At 64.1% G+C, this 18,448-nt stretch carries 15 protein-coding genes and 1 pseudogene; 9 read left to right on the top strand and 7 right to left on the bottom strand.

Annotated features, from left to right (window positions below):
* From xdhA to FJ546_RS05660, 4 genes are all read left to right on the top strand, one after another.
* The gene (gene xdhA, locus FJ546_RS05675) at positions 1–1,482 is read left to right on the top strand and encodes a xanthine dehydrogenase small subunit (RefSeq protein WP_140888446.1); all 1,482 of its coding nucleotides are present in this window, start codon (positions 1–3) and stop codon (positions 1,480–1,482) included.
* On the top strand, positions 1,482–3,827 hold the full coding sequence (xdhB, locus tag FJ546_RS05670; protein WP_140888445.1) for a xanthine dehydrogenase molybdopterin binding subunit: 2,346 nt from the start codon (positions 1,482–1,484) through the stop codon (positions 3,825–3,827). The genes xdhA and xdhB overlap by 1 nt, the downstream gene beginning before the upstream one ends.
* A gap of 62 nt (positions 3,828–3,889) precedes the next feature.
* Positions 3,890–4,798 carry a xanthine dehydrogenase accessory protein XdhC gene (gene xdhC, locus FJ546_RS05665; RefSeq protein WP_140888514.1) on the top strand — a complete coding sequence of 303 codons (909 nt, stop codon included), beginning with the start codon at positions 3,890–3,892 and terminating at the stop codon, positions 4,796–4,798.
* A gap of 91 nt (positions 4,799–4,889) precedes the next feature.
* Complete coding sequence (locus FJ546_RS05660; RefSeq protein ID WP_140888444.1) at positions 4,890–5,726, top strand: PhzF family phenazine biosynthesis protein; 837 nt, start codon at positions 4,890–4,892, stop codon at positions 5,724–5,726.
* A gap of 11 nt (positions 5,727–5,737) precedes the next feature.
* Here the strand turns inward: FJ546_RS05660 and FJ546_RS05655 are convergent, their stop codons facing one another.
* The 3 genes from FJ546_RS05655 to FJ546_RS05645 form a co-directional block, all read right to left on the bottom strand.
* Entirely contained in the window at positions 5,738–6,985 is a 1,248-nt protein-coding gene (locus FJ546_RS05655; RefSeq protein WP_140888443.1) for an LLM class flavin-dependent oxidoreductase, read from the bottom strand.
* Positions 6,982–7,959, bottom strand: coding sequence for an LLM class flavin-dependent oxidoreductase (locus FJ546_RS05650; protein ID WP_140888442.1), 978 nt, complete (start codon positions 7,957–7,959; stop codon positions 6,982–6,984). Before FJ546_RS05650 ends, FJ546_RS05655 begins: the two co-directional genes overlap by 4 nt.
* A gap of 78 nt (positions 7,960–8,037) precedes the next feature.
* Positions 8,038–8,958, bottom strand: coding sequence for a LysR family transcriptional regulator (locus FJ546_RS05645; RefSeq protein WP_140888441.1), 921 nt, complete (start codon positions 8,956–8,958; stop codon positions 8,038–8,040).
* Between the two features lie 132 nt (positions 8,959–9,090).
* On the opposite strand from FJ546_RS05645, the gene FJ546_RS05640 reads away from it, so the two are divergent.
* The 4 genes from FJ546_RS05640 (at position 9,091) to FJ546_RS05625 (ending at position 13,509) form a co-directional block, all read left to right on the top strand.
* Positions 9,091–10,308, top strand: coding sequence for a urate hydroxylase PuuD (locus FJ546_RS05640; protein WP_140888440.1), 1,218 nt, complete (start codon positions 9,091–9,093; stop codon positions 10,306–10,308).
* A gap of 1 nt (position 10,309) precedes the next feature.
* The gene (guaD, locus tag FJ546_RS05635; protein WP_140888439.1) at positions 10,310–11,623 is read left to right on the top strand and encodes a guanine deaminase; all 1,314 of its coding nucleotides are present in this window, start codon (positions 10,310–10,312) and stop codon (positions 11,621–11,623) included.
* Between the two features lie 120 nt (positions 11,624–11,743).
* Entirely contained in the window at positions 11,744–12,247 is a 504-nt protein-coding gene (locus FJ546_RS05630) for a heme-degrading domain-containing protein (RefSeq protein ID WP_140888438.1), read from the top strand.
* A complete protein-coding gene (locus FJ546_RS05625; protein ID WP_140888437.1) occupies positions 12,244–13,509 on the top strand; it encodes a glycerate kinase in 1,266 nt (421 codons plus the stop codon). Before FJ546_RS05630 ends, FJ546_RS05625 begins: the two co-directional genes overlap by 4 nt.
* A gap of 77 nt (positions 13,510–13,586) precedes the next feature.
* Here the strand turns inward: FJ546_RS05625 and FJ546_RS05620 are convergent, their stop codons facing one another.
* Positions 13,587–14,465 carry a hypothetical protein gene (locus FJ546_RS05620; RefSeq protein WP_140888436.1) on the bottom strand — a complete coding sequence of 293 codons (879 nt, stop codon included), beginning with the start codon at positions 14,463–14,465 and terminating at the stop codon, positions 13,587–13,589.
* Between the two features lie 64 nt (positions 14,466–14,529).
* Here FJ546_RS05620 and FJ546_RS05615 point away from each other — a divergent pair.
* Positions 14,530–14,724 (top strand): annotated as a pseudogene (locus FJ546_RS05615) (DUF4147 domain-containing protein); the annotation flags it as partial.
* A 96-nt stretch (positions 14,725–14,820) separates the two neighbouring features.
* Here FJ546_RS05615 and FJ546_RS05610 read toward each other — a convergent pair.
* The 3 genes from FJ546_RS05610 to FJ546_RS05600 all read right to left on the bottom strand — a co-directional run bounded on the left by FJ546_RS05610 (position 14,821) and on the right by FJ546_RS05600 (position 18,351).
* Positions 14,821–15,468: a UdgX family uracil-DNA binding protein gene (locus FJ546_RS05610; RefSeq protein ID WP_246686752.1), complete on the bottom strand. Its 648-nt coding sequence runs from the start codon at positions 15,466–15,468 to the stop codon at positions 14,821–14,823.
* A 91-nt stretch (positions 15,469–15,559) separates the two neighbouring features.
* On the bottom strand, positions 15,560–16,960 hold the full coding sequence (locus FJ546_RS05605) for a glutamine synthetase family protein (RefSeq protein WP_140888434.1): 1,401 nt from the start codon (positions 16,958–16,960) through the stop codon (positions 15,560–15,562).
* A gap of 11 nt (positions 16,961–16,971) precedes the next feature.
* Positions 16,972–18,351, bottom strand: a complete 1,380-nt coding sequence (locus FJ546_RS05600) for an aspartate aminotransferase family protein (RefSeq protein WP_140888433.1) — start codon at positions 18,349–18,351, stop codon at positions 16,972–16,974.
* Positions 18,352–18,448: the final 97 nt, after the last annotated feature.

The raw sequence follows: 18,448 nt of genomic DNA, 5'->3' as shown, positions 1-18,448 counted from the left end.
ATGGCCAAGATCAAAATCCGCAACGAAATCCGCTTCATCCTCAATGGCAGGGATGTCGTGCTGTCGTCGGTGGCGCCCGACGCGACCTTGCTCGACTGGCTGCGGCTCGACCGTTCGCTGCGCGGCACCAAGGAGGGCTGCGCCGAGGGCGATTGCGGCGCCTGCACCGTTCTGGTCGGCAAGCTTTCGGCCGGCGGTCTGATCTACGAAAGCGTCAATGCCTGTATCCGTTTCCTCGGTTCGCTCGACGGCACCCATGTAGTGACGGTGGAACATTTGCGTGGTCAGCCCGGCCAGTTGCATCCCGTCCAGCAGGCGATGATCGATTTTCATGGCTCGCAATGCGGCTTCTGCACGCCGGGCTTCGTCATGTCGCTCTATGGTTTGTGGATGAAGTCGCCGGATCCATCGAACGCGGCGATCGAAAAGGCCTTGCAAGGCAATCTCTGCCGCTGCACCGGCTACGAGGCCATCATGCGCGCCGCGCACGCTATCTCTAGCTATGGCAAGGCGGCGAAGGATCCGCTGGCGGCGGAGCGCAAGGCGATCACCGCGAGGCTGGAAGCCTTGCGGGACGGCGCGCGGGTCGAGATCGGTTCGGCCGGGGCGCGGCTTATCGTGCCGGCCAATGTCGACGATTTCGCCAATGTGCTCGACCAGGAACCCGGCGCCACCATCGTTGCCGGCTCGACCGATGTCGGCCTATGGGTGACCAAGCACATGCGCGACATCTCTCCGGCGGTCTTCATCGGCAATCTCGATGGGCTGTGCACCATCGCTGAAGACAAGGGCGTCATTTCGATCGGCGCCGGCGTCACCTACAGCGAGGCCTTTTCGATGCTGGCCAAACGCATCCCGGCGCTCGGGCCGCTGTTCGACCGCATCGGCGGCGAACAGGTGCGCAACATGGGCACCATCGGCGGCAACATCGCCAACGGCTCGCCGATCGGCGACACGCCGCCACCCTTGATCGCGCTCGGCGCGCGCCTGACGCTGCGCAAGGGCAAGAAGCGGCGTACGATCCCGCTGGAAACCTTCTTCATCGCCTATGGCAAGCAGGACCGGCACCCGGGCGAGTTCGTCGAGGCCGTGCACGTGCCCGTGCCGGCCAAGGGCGAAAAATTTGCCGTCTACAAGATCACCAAGCGCCGCGACGAGGATATCACCGCTGCCCTCGGTGCCTTCTTGCTGACCCTGGCGAAGGACGGCACGGTTGCCGATGTGCGCATCGCCTATGGCGGCATGGCGGCGACGCCGAAGCGGGCGTCTTTTGTCGAAAGGGCGCTGCTCGGCAAGCCATGGACCGAAGAGACGGTCGAGACGGCGATGGCGCAATACGCCAGGGATTTCACCCCGCTCACCGACATGCGGGCGTCAGCCGAATACCGGGCGCTGGCGGCCAAGAACCTGTTGTTGCGCTTCTTCGTCGAAACCTCCGGCACCAGGGCGCCTTTCCAGGTGTCCCGCAACGAGGCGGCATGATGAACAAGCACGCCACATCAAATCTCAAGGCTGAGAAGATCGTCGGCGGCGTCGCCACCGATCAGCGGCATGATTCCGCCCACAAGCATGTCAGCGGCACCGCCGTCTACATCGACGACATGCCGGAACCGGCCGGCACGCTGCATGGCTGCCTCGGTCTCTCGGCCGCCGCGCATGCCACCATCACCCGCATGGATCTTTCGGCGGTGCGCGCTGCTCGCGGAGTCGTCGATGTGCTCACGGCAAAGGATGTGCCGGGCGAGAACGACATTTCGCCGACCGGCCGGCACGATGAGCCGGTGCTCGCCGACGGCAAGGTTGAGTTCTTCGGCCAGCCGATCTTCTGCGTCATCGCCGAAACCCGCGAACAAGCGCGCCGCGCCACCAGGCTGGCCAAGGTCGAATACAAGGAATTGCCCTTCGTCACCGACATCGGCAAACTCGATCCGAGGAAGGACAAGCTCGTCACGCCGCCGCTTACCTTGAAGCGCGGCGATGCCGCCGCTGCGATCAAGGCGGCGCCGCGCCGGCTGAAGGGAAAGATGCGCGTCGGCGGCCAGGAGCATTTCTATCTCGAAGGCCATATCGCCATGGCCGTTCCGGGCGAGGATCAGGACGTCACCATCTATTCCTCGACCCAGCATCCGAGCGAAGTCCAGCACATGGTGAGCCATGCGCTCGGCATACCCAGCAATGCCATCACGGTGGAGATCCGCCGCATGGGCGGCGGTTTCGGCGGCAAGGAAACGCAGGGCAACCAGTTTGCCGCGCTCGCGGCCATCGCCGCCAAGAAACACCATCGCGCCGTCAAGATCCGGCCCGACCGCGACGACGACATGATCGCCACCGGCAAGCGCCATGATTTCCTCGTCGACTACGAAGTCGGCTTTGATGACGAGGGCAACGTTCTCGGTGTCGATTTCATGTTCGCCGCGCGTTGCGGCTTCTCGTCGGATCTGTCGGGCCCGGTGACGGATCGCGCGCTGTTCCATTGCGACAACACCTATTTCTGGCCCGCCGTGCACGCGCAATCGGCGCCGCTCTACACCAACACCGTGTCGAACACCGCCTTCCGGGGCTTCGGCGGTCCGCAAGGCATGGTCGGCGCCGAACGCGTCATCGACGAGGTAGCGTTCGCGGTCGGCAAGGATCCGCTCGAGATCCGCAAGAAGAATTTCTATGGCACCACCGATCGCAACATCACGCCCTACCACCAGACGGTCGAGGACAACATCATCCAGCGCATCGTCGCTGAACTCGAGGAGAGCGCCGGCTATGCGCGGCGGCGGCGCGAAATTTCAGCCTTCAACGCCAACAGCCGTTTCGTCAAGCGCGGCCTGGCGCTGACGCCGGTCAAGTTCGGCATTTCCTTCACCGCCACGCACTACAACCAGGCCGGCGCGCTGGTGCATGTCTACACCGATGGTTCGGTGCATCTGAACCATGGCGGCACCGAAATGGGGCAGGGGCTCTACCTCAAGGTGGCGCAGGTGGTGGCGGAAGAATTCCAGATCGATCTCGACCAAGTGAAGATCACCGCGACCACCACCGGCAAGGTGCCCAACACCTCGGCCACAGCGGCATCGTCCGGGTCAGACCTCAATGGCATGGCGGCACAGAATGGCGCTCGCCAGATCAAGGACCGGCTGACCGATTTCGCTGCCGAGAAACACCAGGTGCCGCGCGATCAGGTGCTGTTCCTGCCCAACCGGGTGCGCATCGGCAACCAGGAGATCGCCTTCGCCGATCTCGTCAAGCAGGCCTATATGGCGCGCATCCAGCTCTCGGCCGCGGGCTTCTACAAGACGCCGAAAATCCATTGGAACCGCGACAAGGGCGAGGGCCGCCCTTTCTACTATTTCGCTTACGGCGCCTCCTGTTCGGAGGTTTCGGTCGACACGCTGACCGGCGAATATGTGGTCGAGCGCACCGACATCCTGCACGAAACCGGCCGCTCGCTGAACCGCGCCATCGACCTCGGCCAGATCGAGGGCGGCTTCATCCAGGGCATGGGCTGGCTGACGACCGAGGAATTGTGGTGGGACGAGAAGGGCCGGCTGCGCACCCATGCGCCGTCGACCTACAAGATTCCGCTCGCCTCCGACCGGCCGAAGATATTCAACGTCACTTTGGCCGACTGGCCGGAAGCGAGCGAGCCGACGATCCACCGCTCCAAGGCGGTCGGCGAGCCGCCCTTCCCGCTAGGCATGTCCGTGCTGCATGCGCTGTCGGATGCGGTGGCCAGCGTCGCCGATCACAGGATCTGTCCGCGCCTTGACGCCCCGGCGACGCCGGAGCGTGTGCTGATGGCGATCGAGCGGCTGAAAGGCGAGGCGAAGGCCTGAATCCGGCAAAACGTGCAATTCAGGTCGAAAAACCCTATGTTTCCTGCACGGGAATGCGAATGATGAATTCGAAAGTGCAAAGCCTGAAAGACTTCCTGGCTGGCCCAGGCCGCATCGCCTTGGCCGAAGTGGCCGGCACCAAGGGCTCGACGCCGCGCGAGAAGGGCGCCTTCATGCTCGTCTCGCGGGAGGCGATCTTTGGCACGATCGGCGGTGGCCAGCTCGAATATATGGCGATCGACAAGGCGCGACAGATGGTGGCGTCGTCACCTCCCCGCAAGCCGCAGGGCCAAGAAGCCCGCATCGAGGTCGATGAAGTCTGCGCGACACTGGACGTGCCACTCGGGCCGGAGATTGGCCAATGCTGTGGCGGGCGCGTCGAGGTGTTGATCCGGCTCGTCGACGTCGATCTCGCCGCCGAACTGGTTGCAGCGGCGCAAACCGAAGAAGCGCATCTACCGCATGTCTATATCTTCGGCGGCGGCCATGTCGGCCAGGCGCTGGCGGCGGCGATCGCGCTCCTTCCCGTGCACGGCGTCGTCATCGAGACGCGGGCCGAGGCGCTGGAAGGCATGCCGCAGACCGTCGAGACGCGGCTGACGCCGATGCCCGAGGCCGAAGTGCGCAACGCGCCCGCCGGCACCGGCTTCGCCATCCTCACCCATGACCATGCGCTGGATTTCCTGATCGTCTCCGAAGCGCTGAGACGCGACGACGCCGCCTATGTCGGCATGATCGGCTCGAAGACCAAGAAAGCGACGTTCAGGAACTGGTTCCTGAAATCGGCCGAAGGCACAGAAGCGGAATTTGCCCGTCTCGTCTCGCCGATCGGCGGCGACGCCGTCAAGGACAAGCGCCCTCAAGTCATTGCAGCACTTGCGGCCGCCGAGATCATGACGGCGCTGGTCGTGCATACGGCTGCGTCAAACGCCGATCATCAGGTGCCGCAGCACAGGGTGCTCGCCGGTTAGTCACGGCTGCTCAGCGGCTTGTCCGTTTTTCAATCGCGGGAAATATCCGTTTGCTATATCCACCCGGCGTTGCGGCATGAGGTGTGGAGGCATGAGCGTTCTGAAAATCGCGGCTTTTTCGGATGGCAACACCGGCGGCAATCCTGCCGGGGTGTTGATAGGCGATGTCTTGCCCGATATGGCCGAGATGCAGCGTCTGGCAGCGGAAGTCGGGTTCTCTGAAACGGCCTTTGCCGCCAGGCAGGGAGATAACTGGCGGGTCCGCTATTTCTCGCCGGAATCCGAAGTGCCTTTCTGTGGTCACGCGACGATCGCCTTGGGAGCCGCGTTGGTCCGGCAGTTCGGTGATGGGATTTTCCCGCTGAAACTCAACCGGGCGAACATCACTGTCGAAGGGTTCCGCGACGGTGCGACCATCGCCGCGGCGTTGCAGTCGCCGCCGACACGCAGCAAGCCGGGGCCGCCGACGCTGATTGCGGAGGCGCTGGCGCTGTTCGGTTATGCCGCGGCCGATCTCGATCCGGCCATTCCGCCGGCGCTGATCCACGGCGGCGCCGACCATCTGGTCTTGGCCCTTGGATCGCGCAAGGCACTGGCCGCGATGCGCTACGAGTTGAAAGCCGGACAGGCCCTGATGCGTCGCGAAGGGCTGGTAACGATCCTGTTCGCCTATGCCGAAACGCCACGATTGTTCCACACGCGCAATCCTTTTGCTTCAGGTGGCGTCTATGAGGATCCGGCGACGGGCGCCTCGACAGCTGCCTTTGCCGGCTATCTGCGCGACATTGGCTGGCCGCATGGCGGCGCGATCGATGTCGTGCAAGGCGAGGACATGGGCATGCGGTCGCGTCTGCATGCCGATATTCCGCCTGAGATCGGCAGCTCGGTCAGGGTTTCTGGCACGGCCCGGGTGATGGACGAAGCATAGAAGTCTCCAGCTCACGCCGGCCGCTTCAAGCCCAGATGCTCTCGCAGCGTGTTGCCGTCATATTCATTACGGAACAGGCCGCGCCGCTGCAGTTCCGGCACCACCAGCGTGGCAAAGGCATCGAGCTCGCCCGGGAACCAGGACGGCATGACATTGAAGCCGTCCGCTGCCCCGCCCTCAAACCGCGCCTGGAGTTCGTCGGCGACCTGCGCCGCTGTCCCGACAATGCGCCAATGGCCCCGCGCGCCGGCGAAATGGCGGGCCAGCTGGCGGATGGAAAGGCTGTCGCGGCGCGATTGCTCGACGACCAGAGCCTGCCGGCTTTTCATCCCCTCGCTGTCAGGCAATTCGGGCAGCGGTCCGTCGATAGGATAGTGCCAGAGATCGGAGATGCTGAGATAGCTGGACAGCAGTGCCACGCCGACATCGTCCGGAATCAGCTCCTGCAATTCCTCATGTTTCTCCCGGGCCTCGGCCTCTGTTTCGGCCACCACGGGTGAGACGCCGGGCATGATCTTGATGTCGTCAGGCTCGCGTCCATAGGCGGCCATGCGTCCCTTGAGATCGTTATAAAAGGCCTTGGCCTCCTCGAAGGTCTGCGCAGCCGTGAACACCACATCGGCGGTGCGGGCGGCAAGGTCACGGCCGACATCCGAGGCGCCGGCCTGCACCATGACCGGTGCGCCCTGCGGCGAGCGCGGCAGGTCGAGCGGATCGCGCACCGAAAAACTCTGGCCGTCATGGCCGGGAGCCTTGCCGTGCCATAGCCCGGTGACCACTTCGGCGAATTCGCGCGCCCGCTCGTAGCGGTCGGCATGCGGTTTGAGGCCCGTCGAGCCGAAATTGGCGGCTTCGATGGGGCTGGCTGATGTCACCAGGTTCCAGCCCGCCCGGCCGCCGCTCAGATGGTCGAGCGACAGGAAGGTTCGCGCCAGCCCGTAGGGCTCGTTGTAGCTTGTCGAGGCCGTGGAAACGAGGCCGATGCGGCTGGTCTGCACGGCCAGCGCCGACAGCAGACTGATCGGCTCGAAGCCGATCGACCGCGACGTCTGACTGGCGATGCCGACATTGGCCTCGCGCAGGCCAGCGGCATCCTCGCAGAAGATCATGTCGAACTTCGCCGCTTCCGCCGTGCGCGCCAGCTGGATGTAGTGGTCGATGTCGATGCCTGCCCTCACATGCGCCTTCGGGTGGCGCCAGGCGGCGATGTGGTGACCCGTCGCCCACAGGAAGGCGCCGAGCTTCATCTGCGCGGTCATCGGTCACCTCCGCCGGCAAGTCCAAGATGCGAGCGCAACGTCGCCCCGCGATAGCCCTCCCGGACAAGGCCTCGTTGCCGCAACTCCGGCAGAACGCGATCGGCGAAATCGTCGAGCGCTGAGTGCTGCGCGGGCAGCCGGATGTTGAAGCCGTCGCAGCTTTTCGCCCGCAATTGGGTTTCCAGCCTGTCCGCGATGGCGGCTGGCCCGTCATCCGGGGTGAACGAGATATTCGTCAGGATCTTCACCGCGTCCGGATCGCGCCCAGCGGTCGTTGCGCGACGCTTCAGATCATCAAAGCGTATTTTCGCGCTCTCGGCCGACCCGCTCTCCAGCAAAATGACATCGGCGGTGCGGGCCGCAGTATCCAGGTCGGGCTCGGAAAGGCCTGACAGCACCAGCACCGGCGTATCCTGCGGCGAGCGCGCGACGTTCAGCGGCCCGCGCACCGAGAAGAACTCGCCCTTGTGGTCGAGCAGATGCATCTTTTCCGGATCATGGAAGCGGCCACCTGTCTTGTCGAACAGCAGCGCATCCGCATCCCAGCCCTGCCACAGGCCTTGAACGATACCGATATATTCCTCGGCGCGGCGGCGAAAGTCGGCGTCGGAAAACCCCTCCGGTCGGCTGAAATTGGCGGCTTCGCGAGAGCCCTGCACCATCGTCGCATGCCAGCCGGAACGACCATGGCTGATGATGTCGAGCGAAGCGAAACGACGCGCCAGATTGTAGGGCTGGTGGGCAGCCGTCGAGGCACTGGCCACGAACCCGATCTTGTCGGTGACGGTCGCCAGGGCGGCCAGCAGCGTTGTCGCTTCGAACGGGCTGCTTGATAACCCTTCCGCGGAGTCGGAAATCACGACCACATCGATGCCGGCCGCCTCTGCCGCCCGCACGAAGGTCTTGATCTCTCCGAAATCCAGAACGGCCTGTTCGTTGGCGGCAGCGATGTTGAGCGAAATGGCGAGATGCATTGCGTCAACCTAGGTTCGCCGGTGCGCAAGGCAAGTCCGGCGGATAGACCAGTGGACCCTCGCTTGTCGGCCAGCCGCTCACTTGCCGGCCAGGATATCCTTGATCAGCCGCTGGCAGCGCTCGGCCATGAAGTCGAGCAAAAGCCGCACCTTGGGGTCCTGCAGCTTCTTGTGCGGATACACGGCGGCGAACTGCACCGGCGTCGGCGGCGTGTTGGCCAGGATCACCTGCAGCCGACGGTCGCGGATGAACGGTTCGACCTCGAAGCGCGGCTTGTTGATGATGCCGCGTCCCGACAGTGCCCAGCCGGTCAGCACATCGCCATCGTCGGTGTCGTAGGGTCCGTGCACCTCGAATTTCTGCGGGCCGGCGGCGGTCTGCAGCGTCCAGACATATTCGCGTGCGCCGGAATAGCGCAGCATCAGGCAGTCGTGTTTCTTGCCGATCAGCTCCTGCGGCTCCGCCGGTTCGCCACGCGCCTCCAGATATTTCGGAGCCGCCACCAGTACGCGTTCGCACTCCATGATGCCGCGCATCCTGAGGCTGGAATCCTCGATGATACCGAGCCGGAAGGCAACGTCGATGCCCTCCTTCATGATGTCGACATTGTGGTCCGAGAGCCTGAGCCGCACCTCGATGTCAGGATATTTGTCGTGGAAATCGGGAATACCCGATGCCACCAGCCGGCGCCCGAGGCCGAGTGGCGCTGTCACGCGAATGGTGCCGCGCGGCTGGCCGGACAAAGCCGACACCGCCGCTTCGGCTTCGGTGATCGCCTCCAGCACCTGCTTGGCGCCCGAGTAGAAAACCGTGCCATGCTCGGTCGGCATCAATTGCCGCGTCGTGCGGTTGAACAGCCGCACGCCGAGGTGCTTCTCCAGTTCCTTGATGCGATTGGAGGCGACCGCCGGCGAAATGCGCATGTCGCGGCCGGCCGCCGACAGATTGCCGAGTTCGACAACGCGAACGAAGACGGCGATGTTATCGAGATAGGCCATGCGGAGCACCTTCGCCGGTTTGCAGCGACAAACCTAGTATTTTCCATTTTTTTTTGAAAGTCATCGTACACCTCGCCTCTTTCCGTTTGCGTGCGACACCGTAAAGTCGCGTCATCGGCAGGGACGACTTCAATGATGGATTTCGCGATTTTCTGGGACTGGCTGAGCTTTGCCGTGCGGTGGCTGCATGTCATCACCGGCATCGCCTGGATCGGCTCGTCCTTCTATTTCGTCGCGCTCGATCTCGGCCTGCGCCAGCGGCCGGGCATGCCGGTCGGCGCCTTCGGCGAGGAATGGCAGGTGCATGGCGGCGGCTTCTACCACATCCAGAAATATCTGGTGGCGCCGGCCGAGATGCCGGAGCACCTGACCTGGTTCAAATGGGAATCCTATGCCACCTGGCTGTCCGGCTTCGCCATGCTGTGCGTGGTCTATTATGCCGGGGCCGACCTGTTCCTGATCGATCCCAATGTGCTGCCAATGTCGGTGCCGGTCGGCATCCTTTTGTCCATGGCCACGATCGGCGTCGGCTGGGTGGTCTATGATCTCTTGTGCCGCTCGCCGCTCGGCAAAAGCGACACAGGGCTGATGCTGGTGCTCTACTGCGTGCTGGTGTTCATCGCCTGGGGGCTGACGCATCTGTTCACCGGTCGCGCCGCCTTCCTGCATCTGGGCGCCATCACGGCCACGATCATGTCGGCCAACGTCTTCATGGTCATCATCCCCAACCAGAAGATCGTCGTCGCCGACCTGATTGCCGGCCGCAAGCCCGACCCGAAATACGGCAAGATCGCCAAGCAGCGCTCGCTCCACAACAACTATCTGACGCTGCCCGTTCTGTTCCTGATGCTGTCGAACCACTATCCCTTGGCGTTCGGCACTGCGTTCAACTGGGTCATCGCCTCGCTGGTGTTCATCATCGGCGTGCTGATCCGGCACTATTTCAACACCGTGCACAAGCGGGCCGGCAACCCGCACTGGACCTGGCTCGGCGCCCTTGTCCTGTTCCTCATCATCATCTGGCTGTCGACCGTGCCGAAGGTGCTGACCGGCGAGCCCAAGGCATCCGCCTCGGCGGAGGTCTATATCGCTTCCGCGCATTTCCCGGCCGTGCGCGACACCGTGCTCGGCCGCTGCTCGATGTGCCATGCGGCCGAACCGGTCTATGAAGGCATCTACCACGCGCCCAAGGGCGTTGTGCTCGACACCGATGCAGACATCGCCAACCATGCCCGCGAGATCTATCTGCAGGCCGGCCGCAGCCACGCCATGCCGCCCGCCAATGTCAGCCAGATCACCGACAAGGAACGGGCGCTGCTGGTGGCCTGGTTCGAAGGCGCGGGGAAATAGCATGACCTCGACACTTCTGCGCGGCCGCACGCTGTCCTTCGTGCGCTGGCCTGAAACCATCGACGACCATTCGGCCTGGCGTTATGAGGAAGATGGCGGCCTGCTGATAAGCGACGGTCGGATCGTCGCCTCAGGCGCCTACCACGATGTCGAGAAGCAGGCCGGTGAGGGGGCCAAAAAAATCGACCACCGGCCGCACCTTCTGCTGCCGGGCTTCATCGACACCCATGTGCATTTCCCGCAGATGCAGGTCATCGCGTCCTATGGCGCCGAACTGCTCGACTGGCTGAACACCTACACTTTTCCGGAAGAGACGAAATTCGCCAACGCCCAGCACGGCCGCCGCATCGCGCGGCTCTTCCTCGACGAGATGGTGCGGCACGGCACCACGACGGTGGCCGCCTACTGCTCGGTGCACAAGGCCTCGGCCGAAGCCTTTTTCGCCGAGTCGCATGACCGCAACATGCTCAACATCGCCGGCAAGGTGATGATGGACCGCAACGCGCCCGAAGGCGTGCTCGACACGCCGCAATCCGGCTATGACGACACCAAGGCTCTGATCAGGGAGTGGCACGGCAAGGGGCGCCAGCACTATGCCATTACGCCGCGCTTCGCCATCACCTCCTCGCCGGAGCAGATGGAGATGGCCGGTGCGCTATGCCGCGAGCATCCCGGCCTGCACATGCAGACGCACCTGTCGGAAAATCACGCCGAAATCGCCTTCACACAACAGCTTTATCCCCGGTCGCGCGACTATACCGATGTCTACGAATACTACGGATTGCTGGGCAAAAAGAGCCTGTTCGGCCACTGCATCCACCTCAGTGAACGCGAAGCGGACGCGCTGTCGCAGAGCGGCTCGGTGGCGGTGTTCTGCCCGACCTCGAACCTGTTCCTCGGCTCCGGTCTTTTCGACTACCAGCGCTTTCGCCGCCGCGACAAGCCGCTCAGGATCGCCGCTGCCACCGATGTCGGCGGCGGCACCAACTATTCCATGCTGCGCACCATGGACGAGGGCTACAAGGTGATCGCGCTGAACGGCGAGAAGCTCAACCCGTTCCAGTCCTTCTGGCAGATCACGCGCGGCAATGCCGAGGCGCTGTCGGTGGCCGGCAAGATCGGCACGCTGGATCAGGGCACCGACGCCGACATCGTCGTGCTCGACGCCCGGGCGACGCCGGCGATGCGGCTGAGGATGGAAACGGCGCAGACGCTGGCGCAGGAATTGTTCCTGCTGCAGACGCTGGGCGACGACCGCGCGGTGCGCGAGGTCTATGTCGCGGGGCGGGCGGCCAAGAACGACATGGCGAATTAGGCACGCCTGCATCACCTGGATCTCAACCTACCTACGCGCACGACCTTACGAAGCCGCACAGACGCTTGACCCGGCGGCAGCCATCGGTCAAAGCGTGCGGCGAGTTGATAGGGGAACGACATGGCCGTTGCTGACGACATCGCTCTGATCCGGAAACAGGAAGAAGTTCTTGTCTTCCCAGCCTTCGATGAGGCCGTCGCCTTCAAGATCGGCTCCGCTATCCGCGCCCGCGCAATGGCCGAAAACATGCCTATCATCGTCGACATCAGGCTGTGGGACCGGCCGCTGTTCTATGCGGCCATGCCGGGATCGAATGCTTCCAATCCCGATTGGGCGCGCCGCAAGATCAATGTGGTGAAACGGTTCCTGAGAAGCACTTACCGCATGGTGCTGGAGCAGCAACGCCCCGACCGCGCCTTCAAGATCGGCGAGGGCCTCGACATCTCCGACTATGTCCTCGCCGGCGGCGGTTTTCCGGTGACGGTCAAGGGCGCCGGCGTTATCGGCGTGATCGCGGTCTCCGGGCTGCCGGAACGCGAGGATCACGGCGTGGTCGTCGATGCGCTGTGCGACCACCTGGGTGTCGACAAACGTAGTCTGGCACTGGCTTCGGAAGCTGAATGACCGTGCTCGACCCCAAGGCCTTCCTCACCTCCATCTTCGACGCCGCCGTTGCCGCCGCCGATCCGGAACGCACGATCAGGGACCATCTGCCGGCCAGGCCAAAGGGCCGCACCATCGTCATTGGTGCCGGCAAAGGCTCGGCGCAGATGGCGGCGGGGTTCGAGAAGGTCTGGGACGGGCCGATCGAAGGGCTGGTCGTCACCCGCTATGGTTATGGCGCGAAATGCAAACGCATCGAGATCATCGAGGCGGCACACCCAGTGCCGGACGCCGCTGGCCTCGAGGCCTCACGGCGACTGCTGGAAAAGGTCCGGGGACTGACCGCGGACGATCTGGTCGTGGCGCTGATTTCCGGCGGCGGTTCGGCGCTGCTCCCATCACCGGCGGCTGGGCTCACGCTGGCCGACGAAATCGCCGTCAACGAGGCGCTGCTCGCCTCCGGCGCGCCGATCGCGGCGATGAACACCATCCGCAAGCATGTCTCGACCATCAAGGGCGGCCGGCTGGCCGCTGCTGCCTGGCCGGCCAAGGTGATGTCGCTGGTGGTCTCCGACATTCCCGGCGACAATCCCGCCCTTGTCGCCTCCGGCCCGACGGTCCCCGATACCGGCGGCCGAGAAGACGCGCTGGCGTCGATATCGGCTTATGGCATGAAGCTGCCGGCCGCGGTGATGACGCATATCAATTCGCCGGCGGCCGACGCTCCGGATCCCGACGACCAGCGCTTTTCGCGCAATGAAGTGCATCTGATCGCCTCGGCCGGCGTGTCTCTGGAAGCAGCAGCGGCGGAAGCCAAGCGCCAAGGGATAGAGGCCGTCATCCTCTCCGATGCCATCGAGGGCGAAGCGCGTGAGGTCGGCGGCGTCCACGCGGCCATCGCGCGCGAAGTGGCCATGCGCAACCGGCCATTTCCGAAGCCGGTGCTGATCCTGTCCGGCGGCGAAACAACCGTGACCTTGCGGGCAAAAGGCAAGGGCGGCCGCAATTCGGAATTCCTGCTTGCCTTCGCTATCGGCATCAACGGCGTGCAAGGCATTCATGCCCTGGCGGCCGATACCGACGGCATCGACGGTTCGGAAAACAATGCCGGGGCCTTCGCCGACGGTTCGACCGTCTCGCGCATGCGCGCCGCCGGCATCGACGCCAAGGCGATGCTGGCCGGCAACAATGCCTGGACGGCATTCAATGCAATTGGCGATCTTTTCGTGCCCGGCCCGACCGGTACGAATGTCAATGATCTCAGGGCGATATTGATCCGCTGACGCCGTGATGCTGGCCCGGGACGGTTGTTCGCCAGGTCAGCCAGGGTGTGGCATGACCTGGGCATGGAGCAGACCTGTCAGTGCGAAATCGGGGTCAGTGTCAGGACTTCGCTGTTGGTCTTGCAGGACTTCGGTATTCCGGTGATACAGCCCTTCGTGGTTTGCCGGATCGTCATGGTGAAGCTGTCGCCCGACGGGCCGATAGTATAGGTGCCGCTGCCAGCGCCCGAAACACCGCTTCCGGCAAGCACATAGTCCACTGTCCCGCCCGCGCGCGACGTCGGCGAGTACACGAAATTGGCAGTGCCACCAGGGAACTTGCCTACCACCTTGAACGGCTCGTCCAGCTTCATCACCGTCCCGGTCACCACGATCCGCGCGCCGCCGCCGGTGACTGTCCAGGGGCCAGGGCAAATCTTGTCCAGCACGTGTTCGGCGATGCGGCCGCCCTCATCCGCCACCGCATCGTCCTTGGCAAAGCCGGTGAAGCTGTCAACAAGCGCGCCGCCGGGGTTGGTTCTGATCTCAATGGTCCAATCGGCTTTCCCGGCGCCGAACTTGATGCTGCCGCCAATCAGATAGTCTGCCGCGACAGTACCCAGTTTCTTGATCGCGGTGGCCTGGTCGACATACTCCGTCTGCTGGAACTTCTGTTCCTTGTTCACCTCGTCGATTCGCCGCCACTCAACGACCCGTCCTGCGCACCAGGCAAATTGCCCACCGTCATCCAACATGTTGACGGCAGCGTGCAAAATCGCTTCGCTCAGACCGTTGCCGGCAAACTCCTGGCCCGGATAGTTGTCGGTGGTGATGGTGCCGACAGCCAGCACGACATCGGCTTGTTGCGCTGTTGCGATCCCCGGTGAAAGCGAGGCAAGCAGAAGCGCGCAAAGCACAGGTACAAAACGCGACACCAACGACCGAACGAGCACCATGATGCCCCCCACATGGATCATGCGTTCACACTCATACAGTCACTATGGTCTGTCCAATGAAATCTCAGGCGCGGAGTAGCCGCCCCTGACGCTGGCCGACGAGATCGCCGTCAACGAGGCGCTGCTCGCTTCCGGCGCACCGATGAACACCATCCGCAAGCATGTCTCCACCATCAAGGCCGGCTGGCGGCAGCCGCCTGGCCGGCCAAAGTGGTGTTGTCTCCGATATTCCCGGCGACAATCCAGCGCGGTCGCCTCCGGACCCACCGTTCCATACAGCGGCAGTCGCGGCGTTCAATGCCGTCGGCGATCTTTTCGCGCCTGGCTCGACAGGCAAGAATGTCAACGACCTGAGAGCGATCCTCGTTAAGTAACCTTAAGCCGCCATCAGCCGTTTCACCTGTTTCATGTCGTGCAGGAACCGCTCGCGTTCGGCTTCCTTGTCCGCAGCCTCACGGATGCGCAGGATGAAGGAGGGATGGATGGTGATGAACACGCGCAAGCCATCCTCGCGCTCGATTACCTGGCCGCGCATCTTCATCACCGGTGTTGCCTTGCCCAGCAGCGACAACGCCGCCGTTGCGCCAAGCGCGACAGCAAGATTTGGCTTGATCAACTCGAACTCCTTGTCGAGCCACCAGCGGCAGGCCTGAACCTCGCCGGCATTCGGCTTGGAATGGATACGGCGCTTGCCGCGCGGCTCGAACTTGAAGTGCTTGACCGCGTTGGTGACGTAGACTTTCTGCCGGTCCACCCCTGCGTCGTCCAGTATGGCATCGAAGACCTTGCCCGCCGGGCCAACGAATGGTTTCCCTGCGAGATCCTCCTGATCGCCCGGCTGTTCGCCGACGAAGATCACCTTGGCATTGTCAGGCCCTTCACCGAAGACGGTCTGTGTTGCATCGCGCCACAGGGAACAGCGCCGGCAACCTTGCGCCGCCTCGCGCAGTTCCGTGACCGAGTTGGCATTGGTCTCGGCTGATATCAACTCGGCGTGTCGCACAGAAACGCGCCGGTCTGGCATCTTCGCCCTACGCGGAAGGCCCGTGGTCGCCATCATCCTGCCTCGTCCGGTTCGATATTGAAATGGACGAGGCGAACGATGGTTCCTTTCCTCACACCTCGTGCAGATAGAGATGATAGTCCAGTTCGCTCACCGTGCGTGCCACGCGCAGATATTCGGACTGTTTGATGGCCACGAAAGTGCGGTGCAGGTCCTCGCCCAGCGCGCCTTTCAGAAAGCTGGAGGCTTTGGCCGCTTCGATCGCGGCGCGCCAGTCCGCCGGCATTGTCGTGCGGGTAACGGCCGCTTCATAGCCGTTGCCGGTCGTTTCAGGGCCGGGATCAAGCCCTTCGTCGAGGCCTTTGATGATGCCGGCCAGAACCGTCGCGGCGATTAGGTAGGGATTGGCGTCGACGCCGGACGGCCGGTGCTCGATGCGCCGGTTCTTGGCGTCGCCGGCCGGCACGCGCAGCGCCACCGAGCGGTTGTTGACGCCCCAGGTCGGCGCCACCGGCGCATAGGATTGCGAGACGAAGCGCCGCCAGGAATTGGCGTGCGGCGCAAACACCAGCATCGATTCCGCCATCGTCTGGATCAGCCCGCCAAGCCCTTGCAACAGGGGTAGCGACCAGCTCTCGCCGCCGGCTTCGGCAAACACGTTTCGGCCGGCTCTGTCCTGCAGCGAGACGTGGAAATGCATGCCCGAGCCGGCATATTTCTCGATCGGCTTGGCCATGAAACAGGCGGTGACGCCGTGGCGGCGCGCCTGCGCCCGCACCAGCCGCTTCAGCATGACGAGGTCGTCGGCGGCCCGCATCACATCCTTGCGATAGTTCAGCGTCAGCTCGTACTGGCCGGGCGCATATTCCGATATCACCGTCTCGGCCGGAATGCCTTGCGCCTTGGCGGCGGCGTAGATGTCGGAAAACAGCGGCTCCATGCCATGCAGATGATCGACGGAATAGACCTCCGTCTTGCCCGAAACGCGGCCGTCGAGCACGGCGCGCGCCGGCTGCACCTTGCCGTCGGCGTCGCGCTCATTGGCCAGCAGGAAGAATTCCAGTTCGAAGGCGCCCGCTGGGTAAAGCCCCTTGGCCGCGAGGATGTCGACCTGCCGGGCGAGCGCCAGCCGCGGATCGGACGACATCGGCTGGCCGTCGAGATGATACATCGCCATCAGCACCTGGCCGCGCGGCGGGCTGGTGCCGTAGAGCGGCACCAGCGTGCCGGGGATCGGCCAGGCCCGGAGGTCGCCGTCGCCTGTGGTCCAGATCAGTCCGGTCTCGTGTACGTCCTCGCCGGTGATGTCGAGGCCGAGGATCGAGATCGGCATATGCCGGCCGCCCTCGAAAATGCTTTTCAGCTCATGCCGGCGCACGATCTTGCCGCGGCCGACGCCATTGGCGTCGGTCAGCACGATATCGAAGGCTTCGATTTCGGGATGGGCGTCGAGAAAGGCTCGCGCCTCGGCGGGCGAGGACCCCGAAGGGGAGGTCACGATGGCATTGTCCATGGCCGCTTGTCTCATGCCGCAAGCTTTGCCGCAACCGCGCCGAAGGCGGCGATCAGCCGGTTGACCTGCGCGCCAGACGTCGCCGGCGAGATCAGCATCATGTTATGGAAGGGCGCGATCAGCACACCGCGATTGACCAGCGCGACATGGATGGCGGCCTCCAGTTCCGGCGCATGCGCGGTCTCGGCTTGCGCGCCGTTGCGCAACGGTCCGGGTGCGCAGATGAATTCGACGCGGGCGCCGACGCGGGCGACATGCCAGGGCAGGCGATAGCGGTCGATCGCCCCGGTCAGTCCGGCATCCAAGCGCCGCGCCAGATGGTCCATGCGGTCATAATTCTCCACCGTCATCACCTCTTCGAGCGTGGCGCGCATTGTGGCGAACTGCAGCGGGTTGGCCGACAGCGTCGTGCCCATGCCGGAATAGCCGGGCTCCTTGGTCCTGTTGTAGTCGGCGTAGCGCGAGGCGACCTCGTCGCTCATGCCCCACACGCTTGCCGGCACGCCGCCGGCGATCGGCTTGCCCAGCACGAAGAAGTCGGGTTCCAGCCCGTATTTCCGGGTGTAGCCGCCGGGGCCGGTCGAGATCGTATGCGTCTCGTCGATCAGGAGCAGCGTGCCGGTCTCGCGGGTCAGTCTGCGCAGCGCGTCGTGGAAGCCAGGGGCGGCCAGCACCATGCAGGAATTGGTCAGCACCGGCTCGGCGATGACGCAGGCCACATCCTTGTCCTTGAGGGCTGCTTCAAGTGCTGCAACATCGTTGAACTCGATGACTTTCGCCGTACGGGTCAGGTCGCGGAACTCGCCCGCCAGTCCCGGCCGGTTGACCTGCTTGCCGTCGATCAGCCGCACCATCGTCTCGTCGACCGAGCCGTGGTAGCAGCCGTTGAAGACCAGGATCTTTTCGCGCCTAGTGACGGCGCGGGCGACGCGCAGCGCGAAGCGGTTGGCATCGGTCGCCGTCGTCGCGATCTGCCAGAATGGCAGGCCGAAACGCTGCTGCAGCAGCGGCCCGATGGCAAGCGCGTCTTCCGAGGGCAGCATGTAGGTCAGGCCGCGCCCGGCCTGGCGACGGATGGCGCGCGCCACCGTTGGCGGCGAATGGCCGAACATCGAGCCGGTGTCGCCAAGGCAGAAATCGTCGAGCCTGTTGCCGTCTATGTCGGTGATCGCAGCACCTTTGGCGCTGTCGACCAGGATAGGAAATGGTGTCGGCCAGTCGTTCATCCAATGCATCGGCACGCCGCCGAAGAAGCCGGGCAGGCCGTTGCCGACCTTGGCTTGCGATTTCGGCCGCGCCTTGCGGAAGGCCGCGCCTTCGGTCTCGCGCAATTGCGCGATGCGATCGCGGCTTATGCCGCCAATGGTCTTTGAACTGTCGCTGCTGTGCATGAAAACCCCTCACGTCCGTCCCTCTTAGCCAATCCATAACCGCAACCGCAATTGGCCGCGCGCCCGCCCTGCATTGGCTCAGCCGCCCGCGGCGCCG

Source organism: Mesorhizobium sp. B2-4-19, from assembly GCF_006441315.1.
In the GTDB taxonomy this organism is placed as follows: Bacteria; Pseudomonadota; Alphaproteobacteria; order Rhizobiales; family Rhizobiaceae; genus Mesorhizobium.
The sequence above is the reverse complement of the archived record's forward strand: the minus strand, read 5'-3'. Positions and strand labels throughout refer to the sequence as shown.

Bases quoted from the DNA above. Each gene is read 5' to 3' on its own strand.
- FJ546_RS05650 (WP_140888442.1), bottom strand. From the start codon at position 7,959: ATGCATCTCGCCATTTCGCTCAACATCGCTGCCGCCAACGAACAGGCC.
- FJ546_RS05620 (WP_140888436.1), bottom strand. From the start codon at position 14,465: ATGATCCATGTGGGGGGCATCATGGTGCTCGTTCGGTCGTTGGTGTCG.
- FJ546_RS05610 (WP_246686752.1), bottom strand. From the start codon at position 15,468: ATGCCAGACCGGCGCGTTTCTGTGCGACACGCCGAGTTGATATCAGCC.
- FJ546_RS05640 (WP_140888440.1), top strand. From the start codon at position 9,091: ATGATGGATTTCGCGATTTTCTGGGACTGGCTGAGCTTTGCCGTGCGG.
- FJ546_RS05605 (WP_140888434.1), bottom strand. From the start codon at position 16,960: ATGGACAATGCCATCGTGACCTCCCCTTCGGGGTCCTCGCCCGCCGAG.
- xdhA (WP_140888446.1), top strand. From the start codon at position 1: ATGGCCAAGATCAAAATCCGCAACGAAATCCGCTTCATCCTCAATGGC.
- FJ546_RS05625 (WP_140888437.1), top strand. From the start codon at position 12,244: ATGACCGTGCTCGACCCCAAGGCCTTCCTCACCTCCATCTTCGACGCC.
- guaD (WP_140888439.1), top strand. From the start codon at position 10,310: ATGACCTCGACACTTCTGCGCGGCCGCACGCTGTCCTTCGTGCGCTGG.
- FJ546_RS05600 (WP_140888433.1), bottom strand. From the start codon at position 18,351: ATGCACAGCAGCGACAGTTCAAAGACCATTGGCGGCATAAGCCGCGAT.
- xdhC (WP_140888514.1), top strand. From the start codon at position 3,890: ATGAATTCGAAAGTGCAAAGCCTGAAAGACTTCCTGGCTGGCCCAGGC.
- FJ546_RS05645 (WP_140888441.1), bottom strand. From the start codon at position 8,958: ATGGCCTATCTCGATAACATCGCCGTCTTCGTTCGCGTTGTCGAACTC.
- FJ546_RS05630 (WP_140888438.1), top strand. From the start codon at position 11,744: ATGGCCGTTGCTGACGACATCGCTCTGATCCGGAAACAGGAAGAAGTT.
- xdhB (WP_140888445.1), top strand. From the start codon at position 1,482: ATGAACAAGCACGCCACATCAAATCTCAAGGCTGAGAAGATCGTCGGC.
- FJ546_RS05660 (WP_140888444.1), top strand. From the start codon at position 4,890: ATGAGCGTTCTGAAAATCGCGGCTTTTTCGGATGGCAACACCGGCGGC.
- FJ546_RS05655 (WP_140888443.1), bottom strand. From the start codon at position 6,985: ATGACCGCGCAGATGAAGCTCGGCGCCTTCCTGTGGGCGACGGGTCAC.